The following is a 20,456-nucleotide window of genomic DNA, read 5'->3' as shown; positions in this document are numbered from 1 at the left end:
ATTCAGTTGTTAAAGAGCGGTTGGTTAAGCGCTTTGCTCAACCGAGGCGCGCATTCTACAGCAGCCTCATTTGCTGTCAAGTGGTTATTTTCAGAAGTTYTCAAGGATTTCCTTAACAACTTCAACCACTTGCGCTGTCGATCTCTCGTCAGCGGGAGGCGAATTCTACAGCGTTACACGCTGCTGTCAACACCTCTTTTTCAACTTCCTTCTGGCTTCGATGACCAACTTCAACCACTTGCGCTGTCGATCTCTCGTCAGCGGGAGGCGAATTCTACAGCGTTACACGCTGCTGTCAACACCTCTTTTTCAACTTCCTTCTGACTTCGATGATCTGAAGCAACTTGCTGCCGAAAACCGCGTAACTCTTTGTTTACCAAGGAGTTTTCCGTTTCGACTGCGCCGGAAGTGGGGCGAATTATAGACACCTGAGATCTGCCGTCAACCGCTATTTTCACAAATCTGTCATATAGGTCAAAAAAGCCCGAAAACAAAGAGGCCGACCCAATGGGTCGGCCTCTTTGTTTGCCCTTCTACTTACAAACTAGGGAACGCGAACTGCGATGCTTCATGGCTCGCACGCTGAGGCCAACGCTGAGTGATTGCCTTGCGGCGAGTGTAGAAACGTACGCCATCCGGGCCGTAGGCATGCAGGTCGCCGAACAGCGAACGCTTCCAGCCGCCGAAGCTGTGGTAAGCCACTGGCACCGGCAATGGAACGTTCACACCGACCATGCCCACTTCGATCTCGTCGCAGAACAACCGCGCCGCTTCGCCGTCACGGGTGAAGATGCAAGTGCCATTGCCGTATTCATGATCGTTGATCAACTGCATCGCTTCTTCCAGGCTGTTGACCCGAACGATGCACAGCACCGGCCCGAAGATCTCTTCTTTATAGATGCGCATCTCTGGTGTGACGTTGTCGAACAGGCAGCCACCCAGGAAGAACCCTTCTTCATGACCGGCCACGGTCAGACCACGACCGTCCACGACCAGCGTAGCGCCAGCCGCTACGCCATCTTCGACATAACCGCTGACCTTGTCGCGCGCCTGACCGGTAACCAAAGGCCCCATGTCCAGGCCGCAGGAAGTGCCCGCACCGATTTTCAATGCCTTGATCTGGGGAGTGAGTTTGGCCACCAAAGCATCGGCAACCTGATCACCCACGCACACGGCCACCGAGATCGCCATGCAGCGCTCACCGCAAGAACCGTAAGCTGCGCCCATCAATGCACTTACTGCGTTGTCCAGATCCGCATCCGGCATCAGCACTGCATGGTTCTTCGCGCCGCCCAGGGCTTGCACGCGTTTGCCGCGCTTGGTGCCTTCGGCATAGATGTATTCGGCAATCGGCGTCGAACCGACGAAGCTCAACGCTTTGACTTCTGGCGCTTCGATCAGCGCGTCCACCGCTGTCTTGTCGCCGTGTACCACGCTCAGCACGCCCTTCGGCAGTCCGGCTTCCAGCAGCAATTGTGCGATCAGCAGTGTCGAGCTCGGGTCACGCTCGGAAGGCTTGAGGATGAAGCAGTTGCCGCAGACGATCGCCAGTGGGTACATCCACAGCGGCACCATGGCCGGGAAGTTGAACGGGGTGATACCCGCAACCACGCCCAGCGGCTGGAAGTCCGACCATGCATCGATGTTCGGGCCAACGTTGCGGCTGTATTCGCCTTTGAGAATTTCCGGCGCTGCGCAAGCGAACTCGACGTTCTCGATGCCGCGCTTCAGCTCACCGGCAGCGTCTTCCAGGGTCTTGCCGTGCTCTTCGCTGATCAACTGCGAAATCCGGCCTTCGTTCTGTTCCAACAGTTGCTTGAAGCGGAACATTACCTGGGCCCGCTTGGCCGCAGGCGTGTTGCGCCAGGCCGGAAATGCAGCCTTGGCGGCGTCGATGGCGCTCTGGATGGTTTCGCGGGTCGCCAGCGGCAGCTTGTGAATAGCCTGTCCGGTAGATGGGTTGAACACATCGACCGCGCGACCGTTCTCGGTCACCAGTTCGCCATTGATCAAATGCGGAATAACGCTCATGGAAGCTCCTGAAAAGTTGTCCACAGGCGCCCGTTTCCGAACGCCCGTTGTTTATAGCTATATAGAAGGAGAAATCAGTCGATCTTGCTCAGCACTTCGCCGACCGCATCGAACAGGCGATCAAGGTCTTGTGGTTTGCTGTTGAAGGTTGGGCCGAACTGCAGGGTGTCGCCACCGAAGCGCACGTAGAACCCGGCTTTCCACAGTGCCATGCCGGCTTCGAACGGACGAACGATGGCGTCGCCATCACGGGGGGCGATCTGGATCGCTCCGGCGAGGCCGAAGTTACGGATGTCGATGATGTTCTTGGTACCTTTCAGACCATGCAGTGCATTTTCGAAATGCGGTGCGACTTCAGCCACGCTCTGTACCAGGTTTTCCTTTTGCAGCAGGTCGAGCGCTGCCAGGCCCGCGGCGCATGCCACCGGGTGCGCGGAATAGGTGTAGCCGTGCGGGAATTCCACCACGTACTCAGGCGTCGCCTGGTTCATGAAGGTCTGGTAGATCTCGGAGCTGGCGATCACCGCGCCCATCGGGATAGCACCGTTGGTGACTTGCTTGGCGATGCACATCAAGTCCGGGGTGACGCCGAAAGTGGTGGCGCCGAACATGGTGCCGGTACGCCCGAAACCGGTGATCACTTCGTCGAAGACCAGCAGGATGTTGTGCTGATCGCAGATTTCGCGCAGACGCTTGAGATAACCCTGAGGCGGAACCAGGACACCGGCGGAGCCGGCCATTGGTTCGACGAATACGGCGGCGATGTTCGAAGCGTCGTGCAGTTCGATCAGCTTCAACAGTTCGTCAGCCAGTGCGATACCGCCCTGCTCCGGCATGCCACGGGAGTAAGCGTTGCTGGCCAACAGCGTGTGCGGCAGGTGATCGACGTCCATCATCGCCTGACCGAACAACTTACGGTTACCGTTCACACCGCCAAGACTGGTGCCGGCAATGTTCACACCGTGGTAACCGCGGGCACGACCGATCATCTTGGTTTTGGTCGATTGGCCTTTCAGGCGCCAGTAAGCGCGGACCATCTTCACAGCCGTGTCAGCACACTCCGAACCCGAGTCTGTGAAGAACACGTGGTTCAGGTTGCCCGGTGTCAGGTCGGTGATTTTCTCTGCCAATTGGAAGGACAGCGGATGGCCGTACTGGAAGCCTGGCGAGTAATCGAGGGTGCCCAGTTGCTTGGCCACCGCCTCTTGGATTTCCTTGCGGGTGTGCCCGGCGCCGCACGTCCACAGACCGGACAGCGAGTCATAAACCTTGCGGCCCTTGTCGTCGATCAGCCAGCTGCCTTCTGCACCGACAATCAGGCGCGGGTCGCGCTGGAAGTTGCGGTTGGCCGTGTACGGCATCCAGTGAGCATCCAGTTTGAGCTGGCTGGCCAGGGATGTCGGAGCGTTTTCAGGCAAGTTCATGAGCGAAACCTCGCAAGGCGATAAGCGACATAGGGATATAAAAACCGTTCTTGCAGCTAAATTGCCACGGGGATAAAGTCGGTGAAATCCAACTTTTCTAACCTTTAGTCAGGTCACCACTAAACTATGTCCAGCCGCCGTCCCGATCCACTGGCGCAAGTCAGCGACTTTGATATTCGCTTGTTGCGGATCTTTCGCAGCGTCGTCGAATGCGGCGGCTTCTCTGCGGCGGAAACAGTGCTCGGCATCGGTCGCTCGGCCATCAGCCAGCAGATGAGCGACCTGGAGCAGCGCTTGGGTTTGCGTCTTTGCCAACGCGGGCGTGCCGGTTTTTCCCTGACCGAAGAAGGCCGGGAGGTTTATCAATCAGCGCTGCAGTTGCTGAGCGCACTGGAAAGTTTCCGCACCGAGGTCAATGGTCTGCATCAGCATTTACGCGGCGAGTTGACCATTGGTCTGACTGACAACCTGGTCACCCTGCCCCACATGCGCATCACCCACGCCCTCGCGCAATTAAAGGAACGTGGCCCGGACGTTCAAATCCAGATTCGCATGATCGCGCCCAATGAAGTGGAGCAAGGTGTGCTCGACGGTCGCCTGCATGTCGGCGTGGTGCCGCAGGCCAGTGCCCTGTCGGGGCTGGAATATCAACCGCTGTATAGCGAGCGCTCGCTGCTGTATTGCGCGGTCGGCCACCCGCTGTTTTATGTCGACGACAAGCAACTGGACGATGCGCGCCTCAACAGTCAGGACGCCATCGCCCCGACTTTCCGCCTGCCGGCGGAGATCCAGGCCCATTACCAGGCACTCAATTGCACCGCCAGCGCGTCGGACCGCGAAGGTATGGCGTTCCTGATTCTGACCGGCCGTTATATCGGCTACCTGCCCGACCATTACGCGAGTCTCTGGGTGCAACAGGGTCGATTGCGCGCGCTGAAATCAAAAACGCGCTTCTACGATTTGAGTCTCGCCTCGGTCACGCGCAAGGGTCGTCGCCCACATTTGGTGCTGGAGAGTTTTCTGGAGAGTCTGGCGGCGACGCGTTAATGATCGTTGCGCCGCATAAGGACTTGTCTGGAGCCTGTGGGTGCGCTATCAACGCAATGCCCGCACCCACCCACCTGATCGGAAGTGCCCATGACCTTTGAAGTCCCAGCCCACGGCGGAAAACCCGCCAGCCGCATTCGTCAGAAAAACGAAGAGACCATCATCAAAGCCGCCGAAGACGAGTTCGCCCGTCACGGGTTCAAAGGCACCAGCATGAACACCATCGCCTTGAATGCAGGCTTGCCCAAAGCCAATCTGCATTACTACTTCACCAATAAGCTGGGTTTGTATGTGGCGGTGCTGAGCAACATCATCGAGTTGTGGGACAGCACCTTCAATACCCTGACCGCCGACGATGATCCGGCCGAAGCGCTGACGCGTTACATCCGCGCCAAGATGGAGTTTTCCCGGCGCCAGCCGCAAGCCTCGCGAATCTTCGCCATGGAAGTCATCAGCGGCGGCGAATGCCTGACCGAGTATTTCAACCAGGACTATCGCACCTGGTTCCAGGGCCGTGCCGCCGTGTTTCAAGCGTGGATCGACGCTGGCAAAATGGATCCGGTCGACCCGGTGCATCTGATATTCCTGTTGTGGGGCAGCACTCAGCATTACGCTGACTTCGCCACGCAGATCTGCCGAGTCAGCGGTCGTACCAAATTGACCAGGCAGGACATGGAAGACGCCGGCAACAACCTGATTCGCATCATTCTCAAAGGCTGCGGCCTGACGCCAACTCTCTAAGACGACTATGCCTTTTACCCTCAGCGACTTTTGCGAATACCGCGAAGAGATTCGCAAAAGCCGCTTCATCACCTACGCCGCGCCGATCAGCAGCCCTGCCGAAGCCCAGGCGTTCATCGAACAGCACAGCGACCTGAATGCCACGCACAATTGCTGGGCGTGGAAGCTCGGCGATCAATACCGCAGCACCGATGATGGAGAGCCCGGCGGCACTGCGGGACGCCCCATCCTGGCGGCGATCGAAGCGCAGGATTGCGATCAGGTCGCGGTGCTGGTGATTCGTTGGTACGGCGGCATTCAACTGGGCACCGGCGGATTGGCCCGGGCTTATGGCGGTGGCGCCAACAAATGTCTGCAAGCGGCGCCGAAGGTAGAACTGATCAGCCGCGTGCCGCTGCGGTGCGCCTGTGCATTTGGCGAACTCGTGCTGGTGAAGTTGCGCGTCGTGGAAAACGGCGGGCTGGTGGTGCAAGAGGACTTCACGGCCAATGGCGTAGAACTGCAATTGGCTGTAGGGGCCGAGCAGATCGCCACCTTGCAAACTCAACTCGCCGATTTGAGCCGTGGGCGCATTCTCTTGCAGCGCTGACTGGGTCAAAGGATCGCAGTTTTCCCCTGCGATCTTTTGGGGCACAGGGTTTTATCCCCTATTCCATATTTGCCCACATCTACTGTGCACCCGACTGTGGATAACCTGAGCACATACTGCTGTAACCCTTCTGTCATGCGGCTTTGCGGGCTTTGCTCATTTTTCATCCAATTCACTGTCAAAACGTTAAAACCAAAGTAAAAACAATTAGTTAGATCGGTTTATCACCTTTAGAAGAAAGCCACACAGCGCTTATGCCCAAGTTTTAAGCTTGCGCACAAATACTGTGGAGCAATCTGTGGATAACCCGTTCATGGCTGACGCGGCCCCATATCCGGCATGGCTTACAGCGCACTGCTCATTTTTTGACCAAAAACGCACGCGCAAAACCGGAGCCAGATCAACGGCTTTGCCCTCAGATGGTGCCGCGGTTTACATCCCACCCAGCGAAGTGCCTCACTCAACGCTCCGGTTCAAACGGCTCGGATGATTTCCTGACCTACTGGCCAGAAAATTGCTTTATCCACAGGCATAACTTCAATCGAACCGAGCCTGTCATGACCCACGCCGCGCCCATTGTCGATGCACCACCTCGCCTGCAATTGCGCAGAATCAGCAAGCGCTACCCCGGTTGCCTGGCCAACGATGCCATCGATCTGAGCATTGCACCCGGTGAAATACACGCCCTGCTGGGGGAGAACGGCGCGGGTAAAAGTACCCTGATGAAGATCATCTACGGCGTCACCCATGCCGATTCAGGCGAGGTGATATGGCAAGGGCAGCGGGTGAGCATGCGCAATCCCGCCCAGGCTCGTGGCCTGGGAATCGGCATGGTGTTCCAGCATTTCTCGCTGTTCGAAACGCTTAGCGTGGCGCAAAACATCGCCTTGGCCATGGGTGCGGCGGCTGGAACGCCAAGACAGCTGGAACCGAAGATTCGTGAAGTGTCGCAGCGCTATGGCATGGCCCTGGAGCCGGAGCGACTTGTCCACAGCCTGTCGATCGGCGAACGGCAACGGGTGGAGATCGTTCGTTGCCTGATGCAGGACATCCGCCTGCTGATTCTTGATGAGCCGACGTCGGTGCTGACCCCGCAAGAGGCCGATGAGCTGTTCGTCACCTTGCGCAGGCTCGCTGCAGAGGGCTGCAGCATTTTGTTCATCAGCCACAAACTCGCTGAAGTCCGCGCGTTGTGCCATAGCGCGACTGTGCTGCGGGCTGGTCGGGTAGCCGGGCACTGTGTGCCGGCCGAGTGTTCGGATCAGCAACTGGCGCAATTGATGGTCGGCGAAGCGGCGGCGTTGATCACTGACTATGCAAAAGCGACGGGAAGGGATGTCTGGCTGAATGTGCAGGGTTTGTCCTGGCACAACCCGGATCCATTCGGCTGTTCGCTCAACGGCATCAACCTTGAAGTGCGCAGCGGTGAAATCGTCGGCATCGCCGGGGTTGCCGGCAATGGCCAGGACGAGTTGCTGGCCCTGCTCAGCGGTGAAGAACGATTGCCCCGAGTCGACAGCGCCAAGATCAGTTTCGGCCACGAACCGGTCGCGCATTTGCGCCCCGACGCACGCCGCCAGCGCGGGCTGGCATTTGTCCCTGCCGAGCGGCTGGGGCATGGCGCCGTACCGGAATTGAATCTGGCGGACAACGCACTGCTCACTGCTTTCCAGCAAGGACTGGTGAGCCACGGCCTGATCCAGCGCGGCAAAGTCCAGGCGTTGGCCAACACCATCATCGAACGTTTCGGGGTCAAGACTCCGGGCGCGCAAGCACCGGCCCGCAGCCTGTCCGGTGGCAACTTGCAGAAATTCATTCTCGGCCGGGAAATCCTCCAGCAGCCCAGGCTATTGGTCGCCGCGCACCCGACCTGGGGCGTTGACGTCGGGGCCGCCGCGACGATCCATCGCGCGCTGATTGCCTTGCGCGATGCAGGTGCGGCGATCCTGGTGGTATCTGAAGATCTCGACGAACTGTTCCAGATCAGCGACCGCCTTGGCGCCTTGTGCAGCGGACGAATGTCGCCACTCAAAGCCACCGTCGATACCCGCCTGACCGATGTCGGTGGCTGGATGGCCGGCCAGTTCGATACCCCTCAATCCTCGGTGTCCGCCACACTTTAACGGAGAGTCACATGCTGCTTTCTCTTGAACCCCGTGGCCAGCAATCACAGGTGATGTTGTGGTGTTCGCCATTGCTGGCGGCGGTCCTCACGCTGGGCTGTGGCTCATTGCTGTTCCTGGCATTGGGACATGCCCCCTGGCTGACCTTGCATACCCTGCTGATCGCGCCGGTCAGTGACTTGTATGGCGTCTGTGAGTTGCTGGTCAAGGCCTTGCCCATTCTGCTGTGCGCACTGGGCCTGGCGGTCGCGTACCGGGCGCGAATCTGGAACATCGGTGCCGAAGGTCAACTGTTGCTCGGCGCATTGGCTGGCAGTGCGCTGGCGGTAAACATCATTGATATGCAAAGCCGCTGGGCACTGGTTCTGATCCTGCTGGCCGGAGTTCTGGCCGGCGCGGCATGGGCCGGCCTGACCGCGTGGTTGCGAACCCGCTTCAACGCCAATGAAATCCTCACCAGCATCATGCTCAACTACATTGCCCTGAACCTGTTGTTGTATTGCGTCCACGGTCCGCTGAAAGACCCCGAAGGCTTCAACTTTCCGCAATCGGCGATGTTCGGTGACGCCAGCCGGTTGCCGCTGCTGACGGAGGATGGCCGGTTGCACGCCGGGGTGTATTTCGCCCTGCTCGCCTTGGTAACGGTGTGGGTGTTGTTGCAGAAAAGTTTTGTCGGTTTCCAGATCAAAGTGCTCGGGCTGGACAAGCGCGCGGCCGGGTTCGTCGGCTTTCGCGAGAAACGCCTGATCTGGCTGGCGCTGCTGATCAGCGGTGGCCTGGCGGGACTGGCGGGGGTTTGCGAAGTCACTGGTCCCATTGGCCAGTTGGTACCGCAGGTGTCTCCGGGGTACGGCTACGCGGCGATCACCGTGGCGTTTCTTGGGCGGCTCAACCCCGTCGGAATTCTGCTTTCCAGCCTGTTGATGGCGCTGCTGTACATCGGTGGCGAGGGCGCGCAAATGAGCATGAATTTGCCACAGGCCATCACTCAGCTGTTCCAGGGAATGATGCTGTTTTTCCTGCTGGCCTGTGATGTGCTGATTCTTTATCGACCGCGATTGAACCTGCGCTGGGCACGCCGCGCACCCGCCACCGCCGTACACGCAGGAGCGCTTTGATGGATATCGATCTGCTGAGCAATATTTTCTACGCCATGGTGCGCTGCGGTACGCCGTTGTTGCTGGTGGCGCTGGGCGAACTGGTTTGCGAAAAAAGCGGCGTACTCAACCTGGGCCAGGAAGGCATGATGCTGTTCGGTGCGGTGATCGGGTTCATCGTCGCCTTCAACAGCGGCAACCTGTGGCTGGGTGTGTTGCTGGCGATGCTGGCCGGGATGTTGTTGGCGTCCCTGTTTGCACTGGTGGCACTGATGTTCAACGCCAATCAAGTCGCGACCGGATTGGCCCTGACGATTTTCGGCGTGGGGCTTTCAACCTTTGTCGGCGCGGCGTGGGTGGGCAAACCGTTGACAGGATTCGAGCCGCTGGCGATCCCGTACTTGAGCGACATTCCGCTGATCGGGCGGATGCTGTTTGCCCAGGATCTGCTGGTGTATCTGTCATTCGCGTTATTCGCGCTGGTGGCCTGGGTGGTACTGAAAAGCCGCACCGGGCTGATCATTCAGGCCGTCGGAGAAAACCCCGATGCAGCGAGCGCCATGGGGTTGCCGGTGTTGCGCGTACGCACGCTGGCGGTGTTGTTCGGGGGTGCCATGGCCGGGTTGGCCGGGGCTTATTTGTCCCTCGCCTATACCCCAATGTGGGCGGAGAACATGAGCGCCGGACGCGGCTGGATAGCGCTGGCGCTGGTGGTGTTTGCCAGTTGGCGGGTGTGGCGCCTGCTGCTCGGTGCGTATCTGTTCGGCCTCGCCAGCATCCTGCACCTGGTGGCACAGGGCTTGGGGCTGGCGATTGCGTCGAGTCTGTTGGCGATGCTGCCGTATGTCGCGACTATTGTGGTGCTGGTGTTGCTGTCGCGCGATGCATTGCGTACGCGGTTGTATGCGCCGGTATCGCTGGGGCAGCCGTGGCAGGCCGGACATTGATGACGACTGCACCGGCCTCATCGCTGGCAAGCCAGCTCCCACAGGTTTTCGTGGTGTGACACAGACCTCGCTTAAACCCGAGCGCCTGGTGGGAGCGGCGGTGCGACGATTCGACTTGCCCGCGATGAGGCCCTGACAGGCAACACTTGAGCAATGCCCCACGCCAGTTCGAGGACCAGGAAACCCACTACCAACAAACTGGCGCCGTGGGCCAGGGCATATGCCAGCCACGCGGCGAACAAAAACCGCGCCACTGCGTCATAGCGTCCATAAACCTGCTGCGGATCACGAATCCGCAACACCGACCACACGCAGACAATCGAGCCCAACAAATTCGCCATCAACAGGTGTACCGGTTCGAACAGTGGCAGCTCACCGGGCAAATTCAGGGCCTGGCTCACCCCCGTCAGAAGCCCATGCAACAGGGCGAAACTCCAGGGCGTGACAAACGCCGCCGTGACGATCAGGTCATACCAGGCACTGCCTTGCACCAAGCGACGGTATTGCGTTGAAGTCCACATCGACATTGCTCCATCAATTCAGGGAGCAACAAGGCTAAAGCCTGGAGTATGCTCCAGGGTCAAGCCCTCCATGAGTCGAGAAAATGCGCATCGGTGAATTAGCCCAGGCCAGCGCCGTCAGCCGTGACACATTGCGCTTCTATGAGCAGCGCGGATTGATCGCGGCGCAACGCAGTGCCAATGGCTATCGCGACTATCCGCCCGACATGGTGCAACTGGTGCAGTACATCAAGACCGCTCAACGGCTGGGCTTTACCCTCGGCGAGATCGGTGACAGCGTCGCGGCCATCTCGCAGTCGCCTGATCCCGACAGCGCCGTCACGCAATTGCTGCAAGACAAACTCAAACTGATCGAAACCCGCATGGCCGAACTCGGCGCCCTGCGCGAAGAGTTGCAACAACGGCTCGGGCAACAGTGTCCATTGAATCCACGATTCTGAATCTACAAGGAAGCCACTCATGTCTACGGCAAAAACCGCACTCATCATCGGCGCCTCCCGCGGCTTGGGTCTTGGCCTGGTAAAGACCCTTCTGGCCGATGGCTGGCGAGTCACCGCTACCGTGCGCAACCCGCAGAATGCCGATGCGCTGAAGGCGCTGGGCGAAGTACGGATCGAGAAACTCGACATGGACGATCAGCAAGCGGTGCTCGCCTTGAGCCAACAGCTCAAGGGCGAGGTGTTCGACCTGCTGTTCGTCAATGCCGGGGTCAAGGGCCCGGACGTCCAGACGCCGAATGGTGGTGCAACGCTGGCCGACGTCGGTCAGTTGTTTTTCACCAACGCCGTGGCACCGATCAACCTGGCCCAGCGTTTTGTCGGGCAGATCCGCCCGGACACCGGCGTCCTGGCGTTCATGAGCTCGGTGCTGGGCAGCGTGACCATGCCCGACGCGCCGGAGCTGGCGTTGTACAAGGCGAGCAAGGCCGCGCTGAACTCCATGACCAACAGCTTCGTCACGCAATTGGGCGAAACCAGACTCACGGTGCTGTCGATGCATCCGGGCTGGGTGAAAACCGACATGGGCGGTGAAGGTGCGGACATCGATGTCGAGACCAGCACCCGTGGTCTGGTCGATCAGGTGAACGCGTACGTCGGCAAGGGCGGGCATCACTTCGTCAATTATCGGGGTGAAACCATTCCCTGGTAATCCGCCGCCCCTGTGTGAGCGAGCTTGCTCGCTCACACAGGGGCATGGGTTGTTCGGTCGGACCGGGCTTGCCCATGGCGGCGATTTGATCGAAACTTCGCATCTCGCCTCCCCGGCGACCCTGGATCAGCAGACAGGGCAACACTGAGCTGGCAACCCTGAACCCAACTTTCAGAGGAGCCGGCCAACATGCCTGCGACCCGTACCTGGTTAAAAAATCCCCTCGCCATTTTCACCTCCAACGATCTCGATGCCCGTGGCGGCCTTGTGCTGCAAGACGGTGTGATCGTCGAAGTGCTCGGCCTCGGTCAACAACCATCGGCGCCATGCAATGCCGTGTTCGATGCCCGCGAACATGTGATTCTGCCGGGCCTGATCAACACCCATCACCACTTCTATCAAACCCTTACCCGCGCCTGGGCACCGGTGGTCAATCAGCCGTTGTTCCCGTGGCTGAAAACCCTGTACCCGGTATGGGCTCGGCTGACCCCGGAAAAGCTCGCCCTCGCCACCAAAGTCGCGCTGGCTGAGTTGCTGTTGTCCGGCTGCACCACCGCGGCCGATCACCATTATCTGTTCCCCGAAGGCCTGGAAAACGCGATCGACGTACAGGTCGAAAGCGTTCGCGAACTGGGCATGCGGGCGATGCTGACGCGCGGTTCCATGAGCCTCGGCGAAAAGGACGGCGGGCTGCCGCCGCAGCAGACTGTTCAGGAAGGCCAGGTGATCCTCGATGACAGCCAACGCCTGATCGCCGAGTACCACGAACGTGGCGACGGCGCGCAAATCCAGATCGCCCTGGCGCCGTGCTCACCGTTTTCAGTGACCCCGGAAATCATGTCCGCCAGCGCCGAACTGGCGAACAAACTCGACGTTCGCCTGCACACGCACCTGGCCGAAACCCTCGACGAAGAAGACTTCTGCCTGCAACGTTTCGGCCTGCGCACCGTTGATTATCTGGACAGCGTCGGCTGGCTCGGCCCGCGCACGTGGCTGGCACACGGCATTCATTTCAACCCGGACGAAATCGCCCGCCTCGGCGCCGCCCGCACCGGTATTTGCCATTGCCCGAGTTCGAACATGCGCCTGGCTTCCGGCATTTGCCCGAGCATCGAACTGACTGACGCCGGCGCGCTGCTCGGTTTGGGCGTGGACGGTTCGGCGTCCAACGACGCCTCGAACATGATGCTCGAAGCGCGTCAGGCGCTGTACATCCAACGCCTGCGCTACGGCGCTGAAAAGATCACGCCGGAACGTGTGCTGGGTTGGGCAACCAAAGGTTCGGCCAGTCTGCTGGGGCGTACCGATATCGGCGAACTCGCGGTGGGCAAGCAAGCCGACCTGGCGCTGTTCAAGCTTGATGAGCTGCGGTTCTCCGGCAGCCATGACCCGGTGTCAGCGTTGCTGCTGTGCGGCGCGGACCGTGCGGATCGGGTGATGGTCGGCGGCAAGTGGCGAGTGATCGATGGACAGGTCGAAGGGCTGGATCTCAAAGGTCTGATCGCCGATCACAGCCAGGCGGCTCGGCAGTTGATTGCCGGCACCTGATCGCCACGATCCTTGTGGGAGCTGGCTTGCCAGCGATAGCAGACTGTCAGCCAACAGAGATGTTGAATGTGACGGCCTCATCGCGGGCGAGCCCGCTCCCACAGGTTTCTCTGGCGGTTCAAAGGCCCAGCAACGACAACATGATGAATGTCGCGAACAGCACAAAGTGAGTCATGCCTTCGATGGCATTGGTTTCACCATCGTTGAGGTTGATCGCGCTGACGATCAGCGTGAGGAAGATCATCACGGTCTGCACCGGGGTCATGGCCATCTGGAAGGGTTGGCCGGTGTAGAGCGCCATGGCCTCCATCACCGGCACCGTCAGGATCACCGTCGACAACGACGCCCCCATGGCAATGTTCACCACCGACTGCATACGGTTGGCCAATGCCGCGCGTAATGCGGTCAGAATTTCAGGCGCCGCCGAGATCGCCGCCACCAGAATTGCCGTGACCACCGGCGGCGCGCCCGTTCCTTCCAGGCCCAGGTCGAGGGTCTTGGACATCACCTCGGCCAACGCGCCAATCACTACAACACCCAACACCAGCAGGCCGATCGACAGCGTCAGGTTGACCGGCGTCGGTTCCTCGTCCATGGGCGTTTTCTTGCGGCGCTTGTCCGGGTAGCTGTAACTGAAAAAATAACTGTGCGGCCCGACCTGCATGCGCAGGAACAATGTGTAAAGCACCACCATCGCACCAATGGTGAACGCCGAATAAAGCTTCCAGTTGGCTTCGGGAATGAACTCCGGCACCACCATGGAAACGCCCATGGCGGTGAGGATCATCACGCTGTAGCTGCGCGCAGAATCATCGTTGTACGACTGTTCGCCGTGCTTGAGCCCACCCATCAACGCCGCCAGGCCGAGGATGCCGTTGATGTCGAGCATCACCGCCGAGTAAATCGTGTCGCGCACCAGGGTCGCCGAGGCTTCGTTACTCATCATGATCGCCAGGATCACCACTTCCACCAGCACGGCGGCCAAGGTCAGGATCATGGTGCCGTAGGGATCGCCGACTTTTTCCGCGAGCAATTCGGCCTGATGGGCAACGCGCATGGACGCGGCGACGATGAAGGCAATCAGTACCAGCCCGCCGATCAGCGCGACCATCTGGCCGCTGTGCAGCAGCCAGTGTTCCAGCGGGAACGCAACGATGGCGGCGATCAAGGCCAGTAGCAGAAAGCTTTCTTGCTTGAAAATCGTGAGCATGGCGGGCCTTTTGCCGTGGGGTGCGATAAGCCACTGACTGCGGTGCGGCGCTAACGTTTCGTTAAACCTTAGCGCACCAGTGAATGGCAGCCGGGCCAGACCCTGCACTTTTATCGACCCGGACGGCCTCATCGCGGGCAAGCCTTGCTCCTGCAAAAGCAACCCGATCCTGTAGCAGCACACCTTGCTCGCGATGGGCGTAACGCGGTTTCACGACTTTGTTGTCTTATTGGTCAGCAATTTGCATTGCCCCTGCCAACCTCAAAACAAAATGGAGTTGGATTCATGCACAAACGTCCGTTGCAGAAGCTGCTTGGCGCCGTTGTCGCGGCCATCGGTCTTGGCGCCAGCCTGACCGTCAGTGCTGCCGATCCGCTGAAAGTCGGCTTCGTCTATATCGGTCCGATCGGTGACCACGGCTGGACGTATCAGCATGAACAGGGGCGCAAGGCACTGGCGGAAAAGTTCGGCGACCGGATCACCACTAACTATGTGGAAAACGTCGCTGAAGGCGCTGACGCCGAGCGGGTGATCCGCAACATGGCCAAGGATAAATACGACCTGATCTTCACCACGTCCTTCGGCTACATGAACCCGACATTGAAAGTCGCCAAGCAGTTTCCCAACGAGATCTTCGAACACGCCACCGGCTACAAACAGGACAAGAATCTGGGCACTTACCTGGCACGCACCTATGAGGGGCGCTACGTCGGTGGATTCCTCGCAGCGAAAATGACCAAGAGCAAGAAAATCGGCTACGTCGCTTCGTTCCCGATCCCGGAAGTGATCCGCGACATCAACGCCATTCAGCTGGCCTTGAACAAATACAACCCCGGCACCGAGATCAAAGTGGTGTGGGTCAACTCGTGGTTCGATCCGGGTAAAGAAGCGGACGCCGCCAACGCGCTGATCGACCAGGGCGTGGACGTGGTCTTCCAGCACACCGACAGCCCGGCACCGATCCAGGCGGCCGAACGCCGCGGTGTATATGCCGTGGGCTACGCTTCGGACATGGCGCACTTCGGGCCGAAAGCCGTGCTGACTTCCATCGTCAACGACTGGGCACCGCACTACATTCAGGCAACCCAAAGCGTGATCGACCACACATGGAAGTCCCAGGACTATTGGGGCGGTTTGAAGGAAGGAACGGTTGAGCTGCCCATCAGCGACCTGGTACCGGCCGCAGTGAAATCAGAAGCCGAGCAGATCATCGCCGACATCAAGAGCGGTGCAATGCATCCGTTCACCGGCCCGATCAAGGATCAGGCCGGGGCCGAGAAAATTCCTGCCGGTGTGAGCGCGACCAATGCGCAGCTCGCGTCGATGAATTATTACGTGGAAGGCATGAAGGCCGAGATGCCGAAGTAAATTTGCCCCCCACACAAACCCTGTGGGAGCCAGCCTGCAGGCGATGACGGAACATCTGATCATTCCCACGCTCTGCGTGGAAATGCAGCCCGGGACGCTCCGCGTCCCAAAAGGCCGAACGCAGAGTGTCCGTTGAGGCATTCCCACGCGGAGCGTGGGAACGATCACATCTTAACGTTTTCAAGGATTGTGCATGAACAGTCTTCCGATCATCGACATCGCCCCGCTGTATAGTGACGACCAAACCGCCTGGCAATCCGTCGCCACTGAAATCGACCACGCCTGCCGCGAGTGGGGCTTTTTCTACATCAAGGGTCACCCGATCAGCGCCGAACGCATCGACGCGCTGCTCGACAGTGCCAAACGTTTCTTCGCCCAGCCCACCGCCGAAAAGCTCAAGATCGACATTACCCAGACCCGCCACCATCGTGGTTACGGCGCCATCGCCACCGAACAACTCGACCCGGGCAAACCCAGCGATCTGAAAGAGACTTTCGACATGGGCCTGCATCTGCCCGCCGACCATCCAGACGTGCTGGCGGAAAAACCCTTGCGCGGCCCCAACCGTCACCCGTCATTGCCCGGTTGGGCAACGCTGATGGAACAGCATTACGTCGACATGCAGGCCTTGGCGCAGACCCTCTTGCGGGCAATGACTTTGGCACTGGGCATTGAACGGGATTTTTTCGATACGCGCTTCAGCGAACCGGTCAGCGTGTTGCGCATGATTCACTACCCACCGCGCCATACCGCCAGCTCCGAAGAACAACAAGGCGCCGGGGCCCATACCGACTACGGTTGTATCACCCTGCTCTACCAGGATGCTGCCGGCGGCTTGCAAGTGCGCAATGTCAAAGGTGAGTGGATTGATGCGCCACCGATCGAAGGCACGTTCGTGGTCAACCTCGGCGACATGATGGCGCGCTGGAGCAACGACCGTTACCTGTCGACGCCGCACCGGGTGATCAGCCCCCTCGGCGTGGACCGCTACTCGATGCCATTCTTCGCCGAACCGCACCCGGACACCCGCATCGAATGCCTGCCGGGGTGTCAGGACGAATTGCATCCGGCGAAATACCCGGCCACCACGTGCGCGCAATTTCTGCTCTCGCGCTTCGCCGATACCTATGCTTATCGACGGGAGCAAGAAGCCGTGTAGTGAACCGGCTGGTCAGGTTTTGCCAATTGTTCGCGCCAGCACCTGTAGAATGTCCGCCATCTGCACCTGATGAGAAAAGAATTATGTACGACTGGCTGAACGCACTGCCCAAGGCAGAACTGCACTTGCACCTGGAGGGTTCGCTCGAGCCCGAATTGCTGTTCGCCCTGGCTGACCGCAACAAGATCGCCCTGCCGTGGAGCGATGTCGAAACCTTGCGCAAGGCCTATGCCTTCAACAACCTGCAAGAATTCCTCGACCTGTATTACCGGGGTGCCGATGTGTTGCGCACGTCGCAGGATTTCTACGACCTGACCTGGGCTTACCTGCTGCGCTGCAAAGAACAGAATGTGATTCACACCGAACCGTTCTTCGACCCGCAGACCCACACCGACCGGGGCATCCCGTTTGAAGTGGTGCTCAACGGCATCGCCGCCGCACTCAAGGATGGCGAGCAGCAACTGGGTATCACCAGTGGTTTGATCCTGAGTTTCCTGCGCCATCTGAGCGAAGAACAAGCGCAGAAAACCCTCGACCAGGCGCTGCCGTTCCGCGATGCGTTCGTCGCCGTGGGCCTGGACAGTTCCGAGATGGGCCACCCGCCGAGCAAGTTCCAGCGCGTGTTCGACCGAGCCCGTGACGAAGGCTTCCTGACCGTCGCCCACGCTGGTGAAGAAGGCCCGCCCGAGTACATTTGGGAAGCTCTCGACCTGTTGAAAATCCAGCGTATCGACCATGGCGTGCGCGCCATCGAAGACGAGCGCCTGATGCAGCGGATCATCGACGAGCAGATTCCGCTGACCGTGTGCCCGCTGTCCAATACCAAGCTCTGCGTGTTCGATCACATGTCGCAGCACAACATTCTCGACATGCTCGAACGCGGCGTGAAAGTGACCGTGAACTCCGATGACCCGGCGTACTTTGGCGGTTATGTCACCGAGAACTTCGATGCGCTGCACACGCATTTGGGCATGACTCAAGACCAGGCCAAGCGCCTGGCGCAGAACAGCCTGGATGCGCGATTGGTAAAACCCTGACGGATAAAACAGCCTCTGTGGGAGCTGGCTACCCAGCTTCCACAGGTTTGATCTCAGGCCGTTAAAAAGCCATTTCCAGCTCGGTTTGCTCGACGAAGCGTTGGATTTCACGTTGCCCGGCGGCGGTGACCTGCAAGGCACGCGAATCATTGGGCAGGTTCAACCAGCCCGACTGCATGAACAACTGCAACAACGCAGCGCCCAATGACCCGCCCATGTGTGGACGTCTCTCGCTCCAGTCCGGGCAAGCACATGCCGCCTTGCCCTGACGATGGGCAAGCGCCTGAATATATACACCGCGTGTCGCCAACTCGTTGGAGCCCTTGAGGGTGATCGTCACTCGATGATCAAACTGCTCGATCCACCCCGCATCCAGCAAACGCTGATAAAGATCAGCCGCCAGGGTTCCGCCCAGATGGTCGCCGCACAGTCGCGCGCGCAACATCGATGAGCGCAGAGCCTGCGGCTTGGCCAGGGGAGCGGAGCGTTTGAAAATGTCCGGAATGTCCTGCGGCGCGCTGGCCAGTGTTGCGCTGGCCAGTGCTTCGATCGCGGCACCGACTTCAGGGGCTGACAGACGGAAAAACCGCTTGCGCCCTCGGGTCTCGACTTTCAATAGTCCCCCGGCGGATAAACGCCCCAGGTGTGCACTGGCCGAAGAAGGAGAAAGGCCGGCCAACAAGGCCAGCTCTTCGGTTTGACGCGCCGAGCCATCCATCAAGGCCCACATCATTGCGCTGCGCTTTGGGTCAGCCAGCAAGGTGGCTATCTGGCTGATGCAAGGTGCATGTTCCATGTATTCACTCCCTGTTGAATCGTTTCGTCTACTGCTCAGAGACATCTTGACCAGTAATGTGTCGTCGGCCAAGACGCAGAAACCGCCATAGCCCGGGCAAAGTCTTTGCTCACCCAAGCCATCACCGGGTATCTGTTACAGAGGGCAGGCATTGGGACGCGTGACCAGGCCGACGCCAGCGGGGCTTCGCCATCGCGATCGACGGTGGGTACTTCGGGCGAGCGCTAGTATAGGCGGGTTGACGGCCGGTTCCTGCCCTCCGCAAACCGTTGGTGGTGATAGTTCCTGAGGGAAATTTCGCTTTTTAACTGCGACTAATCATCGATACCCGCCAACCCCGGAAAATGACTGCTCAATTTAGCGCATCGACTGGCAAGCATTTCCCGCAACAGGTTCACTGGCTTACTCAATTGTGCGCGATGGGCGCACAACAGATTCAGCGGTGCGCGCTCACAAACCAGCTCAGGCATCAGTATTTTCAAACGACCGGCAAGCACATCCCCGGCGACATCCAGCCAAGACTTGTAGGCGATGCCCGCCCCCGCCACCGCCCACAACCGCACGACATCGGCGTCGTCGCTGAAACGGTCGCCGCTGACGGTCAAACCGATCTCCCGCTTGCCATCGTGAAAGCTCCAATGATCGTGAACGCGGCTGCCAAGCATGAACAGCAGGCAATTGTGTTGCGCCAACTGCTCCAGTTGCCGCGGTTCGCCATGCCGGGCCAGATAACCCGGCGCCGCACATAACACGCGGCGGTTTTGCGGGGCGATAGGCAGCGCCACCAGGCTGGAGTCTTCTGGCTCGCCGTAACGCAAGGCTATGTCCACCGGTTGCCGGAACAGATCGGCGATGCGATCGCCCAACAGCAAACGCACGGTGAGTTTCGGGTGCTCGCGCTGAAACTCGTCCAGCCACGGCAACAGCAGGTTGCGACCGAAGTCTGACGGCGCCGACAGCTGCAACACGCCGCTGACCTGATCCTGACCACTGGCCAGCAAACGCCGGCCTTCATCGAGGTTGCTCAAGGCTGCCCGGGCGTATTCAAGAAAGCCCTCACCCTCAGCGGTCAAACGCAGGCTGCGGGTCGAACGGGCGAGCAAGCGGGCACCGAGTTGCTGTTCGATGCGTTTCAACGCTGCGCTGGCCACCGCTGCCGACATGTCCATACCCCGTGCAGCTGCCGACAAACTGCCCAGGTCCGCAGCCCGAACAAACAACTGCAAGTCATCGAAACGCAGCATCCCAACACCCAATTATCAAAAAAATACTGAAAGAGACTGCTCTTTTAACGGCTTTTATCTTCAGGAGAAATAGCCAATCATCTGCCCATCGAAATCACCCGCTCCGGAGTCGCAGATGTCCCAGCCCTTTACCGCTATCGCCACCCTCATCGCCAAGCCCGGCCAACAGGATGCCCTCGAGCAACACCTGCGGGCGCTGGTGGAACCGACCCGAGCCGAAGCCGGTTGCGGGCAATATGACCTGCATCAGGACCTGGCCAATCCCCTGGCCTTCTACATGATCGAGAAGTGGAGCAGCGACGAAGCCCTGCAAGCCCATGACGACAGTGCGCACATCCAGAACTTTCGCGCCAAGGCCCCTGATTTTCTCGAACACTTCGAACTCACGCGCCTGCGCTCGATCGCCTGATCGCTTGTTCTCTTAA

20 protein-coding genes are annotated in these 20,456 nt (G+C 59.4%); 14 read left to right on the top strand and 6 right to left on the bottom strand.

The genetic code is table 11. From position 1 onward, the window contains the following. Positions 1-324 (top strand): hypothetical protein (locus ASD60_RS29280; protein WP_236708392.1); only part of this gene is annotated, 324 nt, incomplete at its 5' end. 213 nt (positions 325-537) lie between these two features. Here the strand turns inward: ASD60_RS29280 and ASD60_RS02825 are convergent. Both ASD60_RS02825 and ASD60_RS02820 read right to left on the bottom strand, forming a co-directional pair. Then, complete coding sequence (locus ASD60_RS02825) at positions 538-2,031, bottom strand: CoA-acylating methylmalonate-semialdehyde dehydrogenase (RefSeq protein WP_056852531.1); 1,494 nt, start codon at positions 2,029-2,031, stop codon at positions 538-540. Positions 2,032-2,105: 74 nt separating this feature from the next. Next, complete coding sequence (locus ASD60_RS02820; protein WP_056852530.1) at positions 2,106-3,455, bottom strand: aspartate aminotransferase family protein; 1,350 nt, start codon at positions 3,453-3,455, stop codon at positions 2,106-2,108. A gap of 126 nt (positions 3,456-3,581) precedes the next feature. Here ASD60_RS02820 and ASD60_RS02815 point away from each other — a divergent pair, with 126 nt between their 5' ends. The 6 genes from ASD60_RS02815 (at position 3,582) to ASD60_RS02790 (ending at position 9,999) form a co-directional block, all read left to right on the top strand. Continuing rightward, the gene (locus ASD60_RS02815; protein WP_056852529.1) at positions 3,582-4,502 is read left to right on the top strand and encodes a LysR family transcriptional regulator; all 921 of its coding nucleotides are present in this window, start codon (positions 3,582-3,584) and stop codon (positions 4,500-4,502) included. A 90-nt stretch (positions 4,503-4,592) separates the two neighbouring features. After that, positions 4,593-5,243, top strand: coding sequence for a TetR/AcrR family transcriptional regulator (locus ASD60_RS02810; protein WP_056852528.1), 651 nt, complete (start codon positions 4,593-4,595; stop codon positions 5,241-5,243). 7 nt (positions 5,244-5,250) lie between these two features. Beyond that, on the top strand, positions 5,251-5,832 hold the full coding sequence (locus tag ASD60_RS02805; RefSeq protein ID WP_056852527.1) for an IMPACT family protein: 582 nt from the start codon (positions 5,251-5,253) through the stop codon (positions 5,830-5,832). Positions 5,833-6,389: 557 nt separating this feature from the next. Next, complete coding sequence (locus tag ASD60_RS02800; RefSeq protein WP_056852526.1) at positions 6,390-7,955, top strand: ABC transporter ATP-binding protein; 1,566 nt, start codon at positions 6,390-6,392, stop codon at positions 7,953-7,955. An 11-nt stretch (positions 7,956-7,966) separates the two neighbouring features. Then, positions 7,967-9,073 carry an ABC transporter permease gene (locus ASD60_RS02795; protein ID WP_056852525.1) on the top strand — a complete coding sequence of 369 codons (1,107 nt, stop codon included), beginning with the start codon at positions 7,967-7,969 and terminating at the stop codon, positions 9,071-9,073. Further along, the gene (locus tag ASD60_RS02790) at positions 9,073-9,999 is read left to right on the top strand and encodes an ABC transporter permease (RefSeq protein ID WP_056852524.1); all 927 of its coding nucleotides are present in this window, start codon (positions 9,073-9,075) and stop codon (positions 9,997-9,999) included. The genes ASD60_RS02795 and ASD60_RS02790 overlap by 1 nt, the downstream gene beginning before the upstream one ends. A gap of 71 nt (positions 10,000-10,070) precedes the next feature. On the opposite strand, the gene ASD60_RS02785 is transcribed toward ASD60_RS02790, so the two are convergent. Beyond that, positions 10,071-10,520: a hypothetical protein gene (locus ASD60_RS02785; RefSeq protein WP_056852523.1), complete on the bottom strand. Its 450-nt coding sequence runs from the start codon at positions 10,518-10,520 to the stop codon at positions 10,071-10,073. 83 nt (positions 10,521-10,603) lie between these two features. On the opposite strand from ASD60_RS02785, the gene ASD60_RS02780 reads away from it, so the two are divergent. The 3 genes from ASD60_RS02780 to ASD60_RS02770 all read left to right on the top strand — a co-directional run bounded on the left by ASD60_RS02780 (position 10,604) and on the right by ASD60_RS02770 (position 13,217). Then, a complete protein-coding gene (locus ASD60_RS02780; RefSeq protein ID WP_056852522.1) occupies positions 10,604-10,960 on the top strand; it encodes a MerR family transcriptional regulator in 357 nt (118 codons plus the stop codon). Between the two features lie 19 nt (positions 10,961-10,979). Then, positions 10,980-11,669, top strand: coding sequence for an SDR family oxidoreductase (locus tag ASD60_RS02775; protein WP_056852521.1), 690 nt, complete (start codon positions 10,980-10,982; stop codon positions 11,667-11,669). A 189-nt stretch (positions 11,670-11,858) separates the two neighbouring features. After that, positions 11,859-13,217 (top strand): 8-oxoguanine deaminase, encoded by a 1,359-nt coding sequence (locus ASD60_RS02770; protein ID WP_056852520.1) that lies wholly within the window; start codon positions 11,859-11,861, stop codon positions 13,215-13,217. 118 nt (positions 13,218-13,335) lie between these two features. On the opposite strand, the gene ASD60_RS02765 is transcribed toward ASD60_RS02770, so the two are convergent. Beyond that, positions 13,336-14,427: a calcium:proton antiporter gene (locus tag ASD60_RS02765; protein WP_056852519.1), complete on the bottom strand. Its 1,092-nt coding sequence runs from the start codon at positions 14,425-14,427 to the stop codon at positions 13,336-13,338. 285 nt (positions 14,428-14,712) lie between these two features. Between ASD60_RS02765 and ASD60_RS02760 the strand changes: the two genes are divergently transcribed. The 3 genes from ASD60_RS02760 to ASD60_RS02750 all read left to right on the top strand — a co-directional run bounded on the left by ASD60_RS02760 (position 14,713) and on the right by ASD60_RS02750 (position 17,991). Beyond that, the gene (locus ASD60_RS02760; protein ID WP_056852518.1) at positions 14,713-15,795 is read left to right on the top strand and encodes a BMP family ABC transporter substrate-binding protein; all 1,083 of its coding nucleotides are present in this window, start codon (positions 14,713-14,715) and stop codon (positions 15,793-15,795) included. Between the two features lie 193 nt (positions 15,796-15,988). Then, on the top strand, positions 15,989-16,954 hold the full coding sequence (locus ASD60_RS02755; RefSeq protein WP_056852517.1) for a 2-oxoglutarate and iron-dependent oxygenase domain-containing protein: 966 nt from the start codon (positions 15,989-15,991) through the stop codon (positions 16,952-16,954). Positions 16,955-17,037: 83 nt separating this feature from the next. Further along, positions 17,038-17,991 carry an adenosine deaminase gene (locus ASD60_RS02750; protein ID WP_056852516.1) on the top strand — a complete coding sequence of 318 codons (954 nt, stop codon included), beginning with the start codon at positions 17,038-17,040 and terminating at the stop codon, positions 17,989-17,991. A gap of 61 nt (positions 17,992-18,052) precedes the next feature. Here the strand turns inward: ASD60_RS02750 and ASD60_RS02745 are convergent, their stop codons facing one another. After that, complete coding sequence (locus tag ASD60_RS02745) at positions 18,053-18,787, bottom strand: ArsR/SmtB family transcription factor (protein ID WP_056852515.1); 735 nt, start codon at positions 18,785-18,787, stop codon at positions 18,053-18,055. Between the two features lie 314 nt (positions 18,788-19,101). Then, complete coding sequence (locus ASD60_RS02740; RefSeq protein WP_056852514.1) at positions 19,102-20,031, bottom strand: LysR family transcriptional regulator; 930 nt, start codon at positions 20,029-20,031, stop codon at positions 19,102-19,104. A gap of 115 nt (positions 20,032-20,146) precedes the next feature. Between ASD60_RS02740 and ASD60_RS02735 the strand changes: the two genes are divergently transcribed. Then, positions 20,147-20,440 (top strand): putative quinol monooxygenase, encoded by a 294-nt coding sequence (locus ASD60_RS02735; RefSeq protein WP_056852513.1) that lies wholly within the window; start codon positions 20,147-20,149, stop codon positions 20,438-20,440. Positions 20,441-20,456: the final 16 nt, after the last annotated feature.

The organism is Pseudomonas sp. Root562 (assembly GCF_001427125.1).
GTDB lineage: Bacteria > Pseudomonadota > Gammaproteobacteria > Pseudomonadales > Pseudomonadaceae > Aquipseudomonas.
The sequence above is the reverse complement of the archived record's forward strand: the minus strand, read 5'-3'. Positions and strand labels throughout refer to the sequence as shown.

Bases quoted from the DNA above. Each gene is read 5' to 3' on its own strand.
- ASD60_RS02825 (WP_056852531.1), bottom strand. From the start codon at position 2,031: ATGAGCGTTATTCCGCATTTGATCAATGGCGAACTGGTGACCGAGAAC.
- ASD60_RS02820 (WP_056852530.1), bottom strand. From the start codon at position 3,455: ATGAACTTGCCTGAAAACGCTCCGACATCCCTGGCCAGCCAGCTCAAA.
- ASD60_RS02815 (WP_056852529.1), top strand. From the start codon at position 3,582: ATGTCCAGCCGCCGTCCCGATCCACTGGCGCAAGTCAGCGACTTTGAT.
- ASD60_RS02810 (WP_056852528.1), top strand. From the start codon at position 4,593: ATGACCTTTGAAGTCCCAGCCCACGGCGGAAAACCCGCCAGCCGCATT.
- ASD60_RS02805 (WP_056852527.1), top strand. From the start codon at position 5,251: ATGCCTTTTACCCTCAGCGACTTTTGCGAATACCGCGAAGAGATTCGC.
- ASD60_RS02800 (WP_056852526.1), top strand. From the start codon at position 6,390: ATGACCCACGCCGCGCCCATTGTCGATGCACCACCTCGCCTGCAATTG.
- ASD60_RS02795 (WP_056852525.1), top strand. From the start codon at position 7,967: ATGCTGCTTTCTCTTGAACCCCGTGGCCAGCAATCACAGGTGATGTTG.
- ASD60_RS02790 (WP_056852524.1), top strand. From the start codon at position 9,073: ATGGATATCGATCTGCTGAGCAATATTTTCTACGCCATGGTGCGCTGC.
- ASD60_RS02785 (WP_056852523.1), bottom strand. From the start codon at position 10,520: ATGTGGACTTCAACGCAATACCGTCGCTTGGTGCAAGGCAGTGCCTGG.
- ASD60_RS02780 (WP_056852522.1), top strand. From the start codon at position 10,604: ATGCGCATCGGTGAATTAGCCCAGGCCAGCGCCGTCAGCCGTGACACA.
- ASD60_RS02775 (WP_056852521.1), top strand. From the start codon at position 10,980: ATGTCTACGGCAAAAACCGCACTCATCATCGGCGCCTCCCGCGGCTTG.
- ASD60_RS02770 (WP_056852520.1), top strand. From the start codon at position 11,859: ATGCCTGCGACCCGTACCTGGTTAAAAAATCCCCTCGCCATTTTCACC.
- ASD60_RS02765 (WP_056852519.1), bottom strand. From the start codon at position 14,427: ATGCTCACGATTTTCAAGCAAGAAAGCTTTCTGCTACTGGCCTTGATC.
- ASD60_RS02760 (WP_056852518.1), top strand. From the start codon at position 14,713: ATGCACAAACGTCCGTTGCAGAAGCTGCTTGGCGCCGTTGTCGCGGCC.
- ASD60_RS02755 (WP_056852517.1), top strand. From the start codon at position 15,989: ATGAACAGTCTTCCGATCATCGACATCGCCCCGCTGTATAGTGACGAC.
- ASD60_RS02750 (WP_056852516.1), top strand. From the start codon at position 17,038: ATGTACGACTGGCTGAACGCACTGCCCAAGGCAGAACTGCACTTGCAC.
- ASD60_RS02745 (WP_056852515.1), bottom strand. From the start codon at position 18,787: ATGGAACATGCACCTTGCATCAGCCAGATAGCCACCTTGCTGGCTGAC.
- ASD60_RS02740 (WP_056852514.1), bottom strand. From the start codon at position 20,031: ATGCTGCGTTTCGATGACTTGCAGTTGTTTGTTCGGGCTGCGGACCTG.
- ASD60_RS02735 (WP_056852513.1), top strand. From the start codon at position 20,147: ATGTCCCAGCCCTTTACCGCTATCGCCACCCTCATCGCCAAGCCCGGC.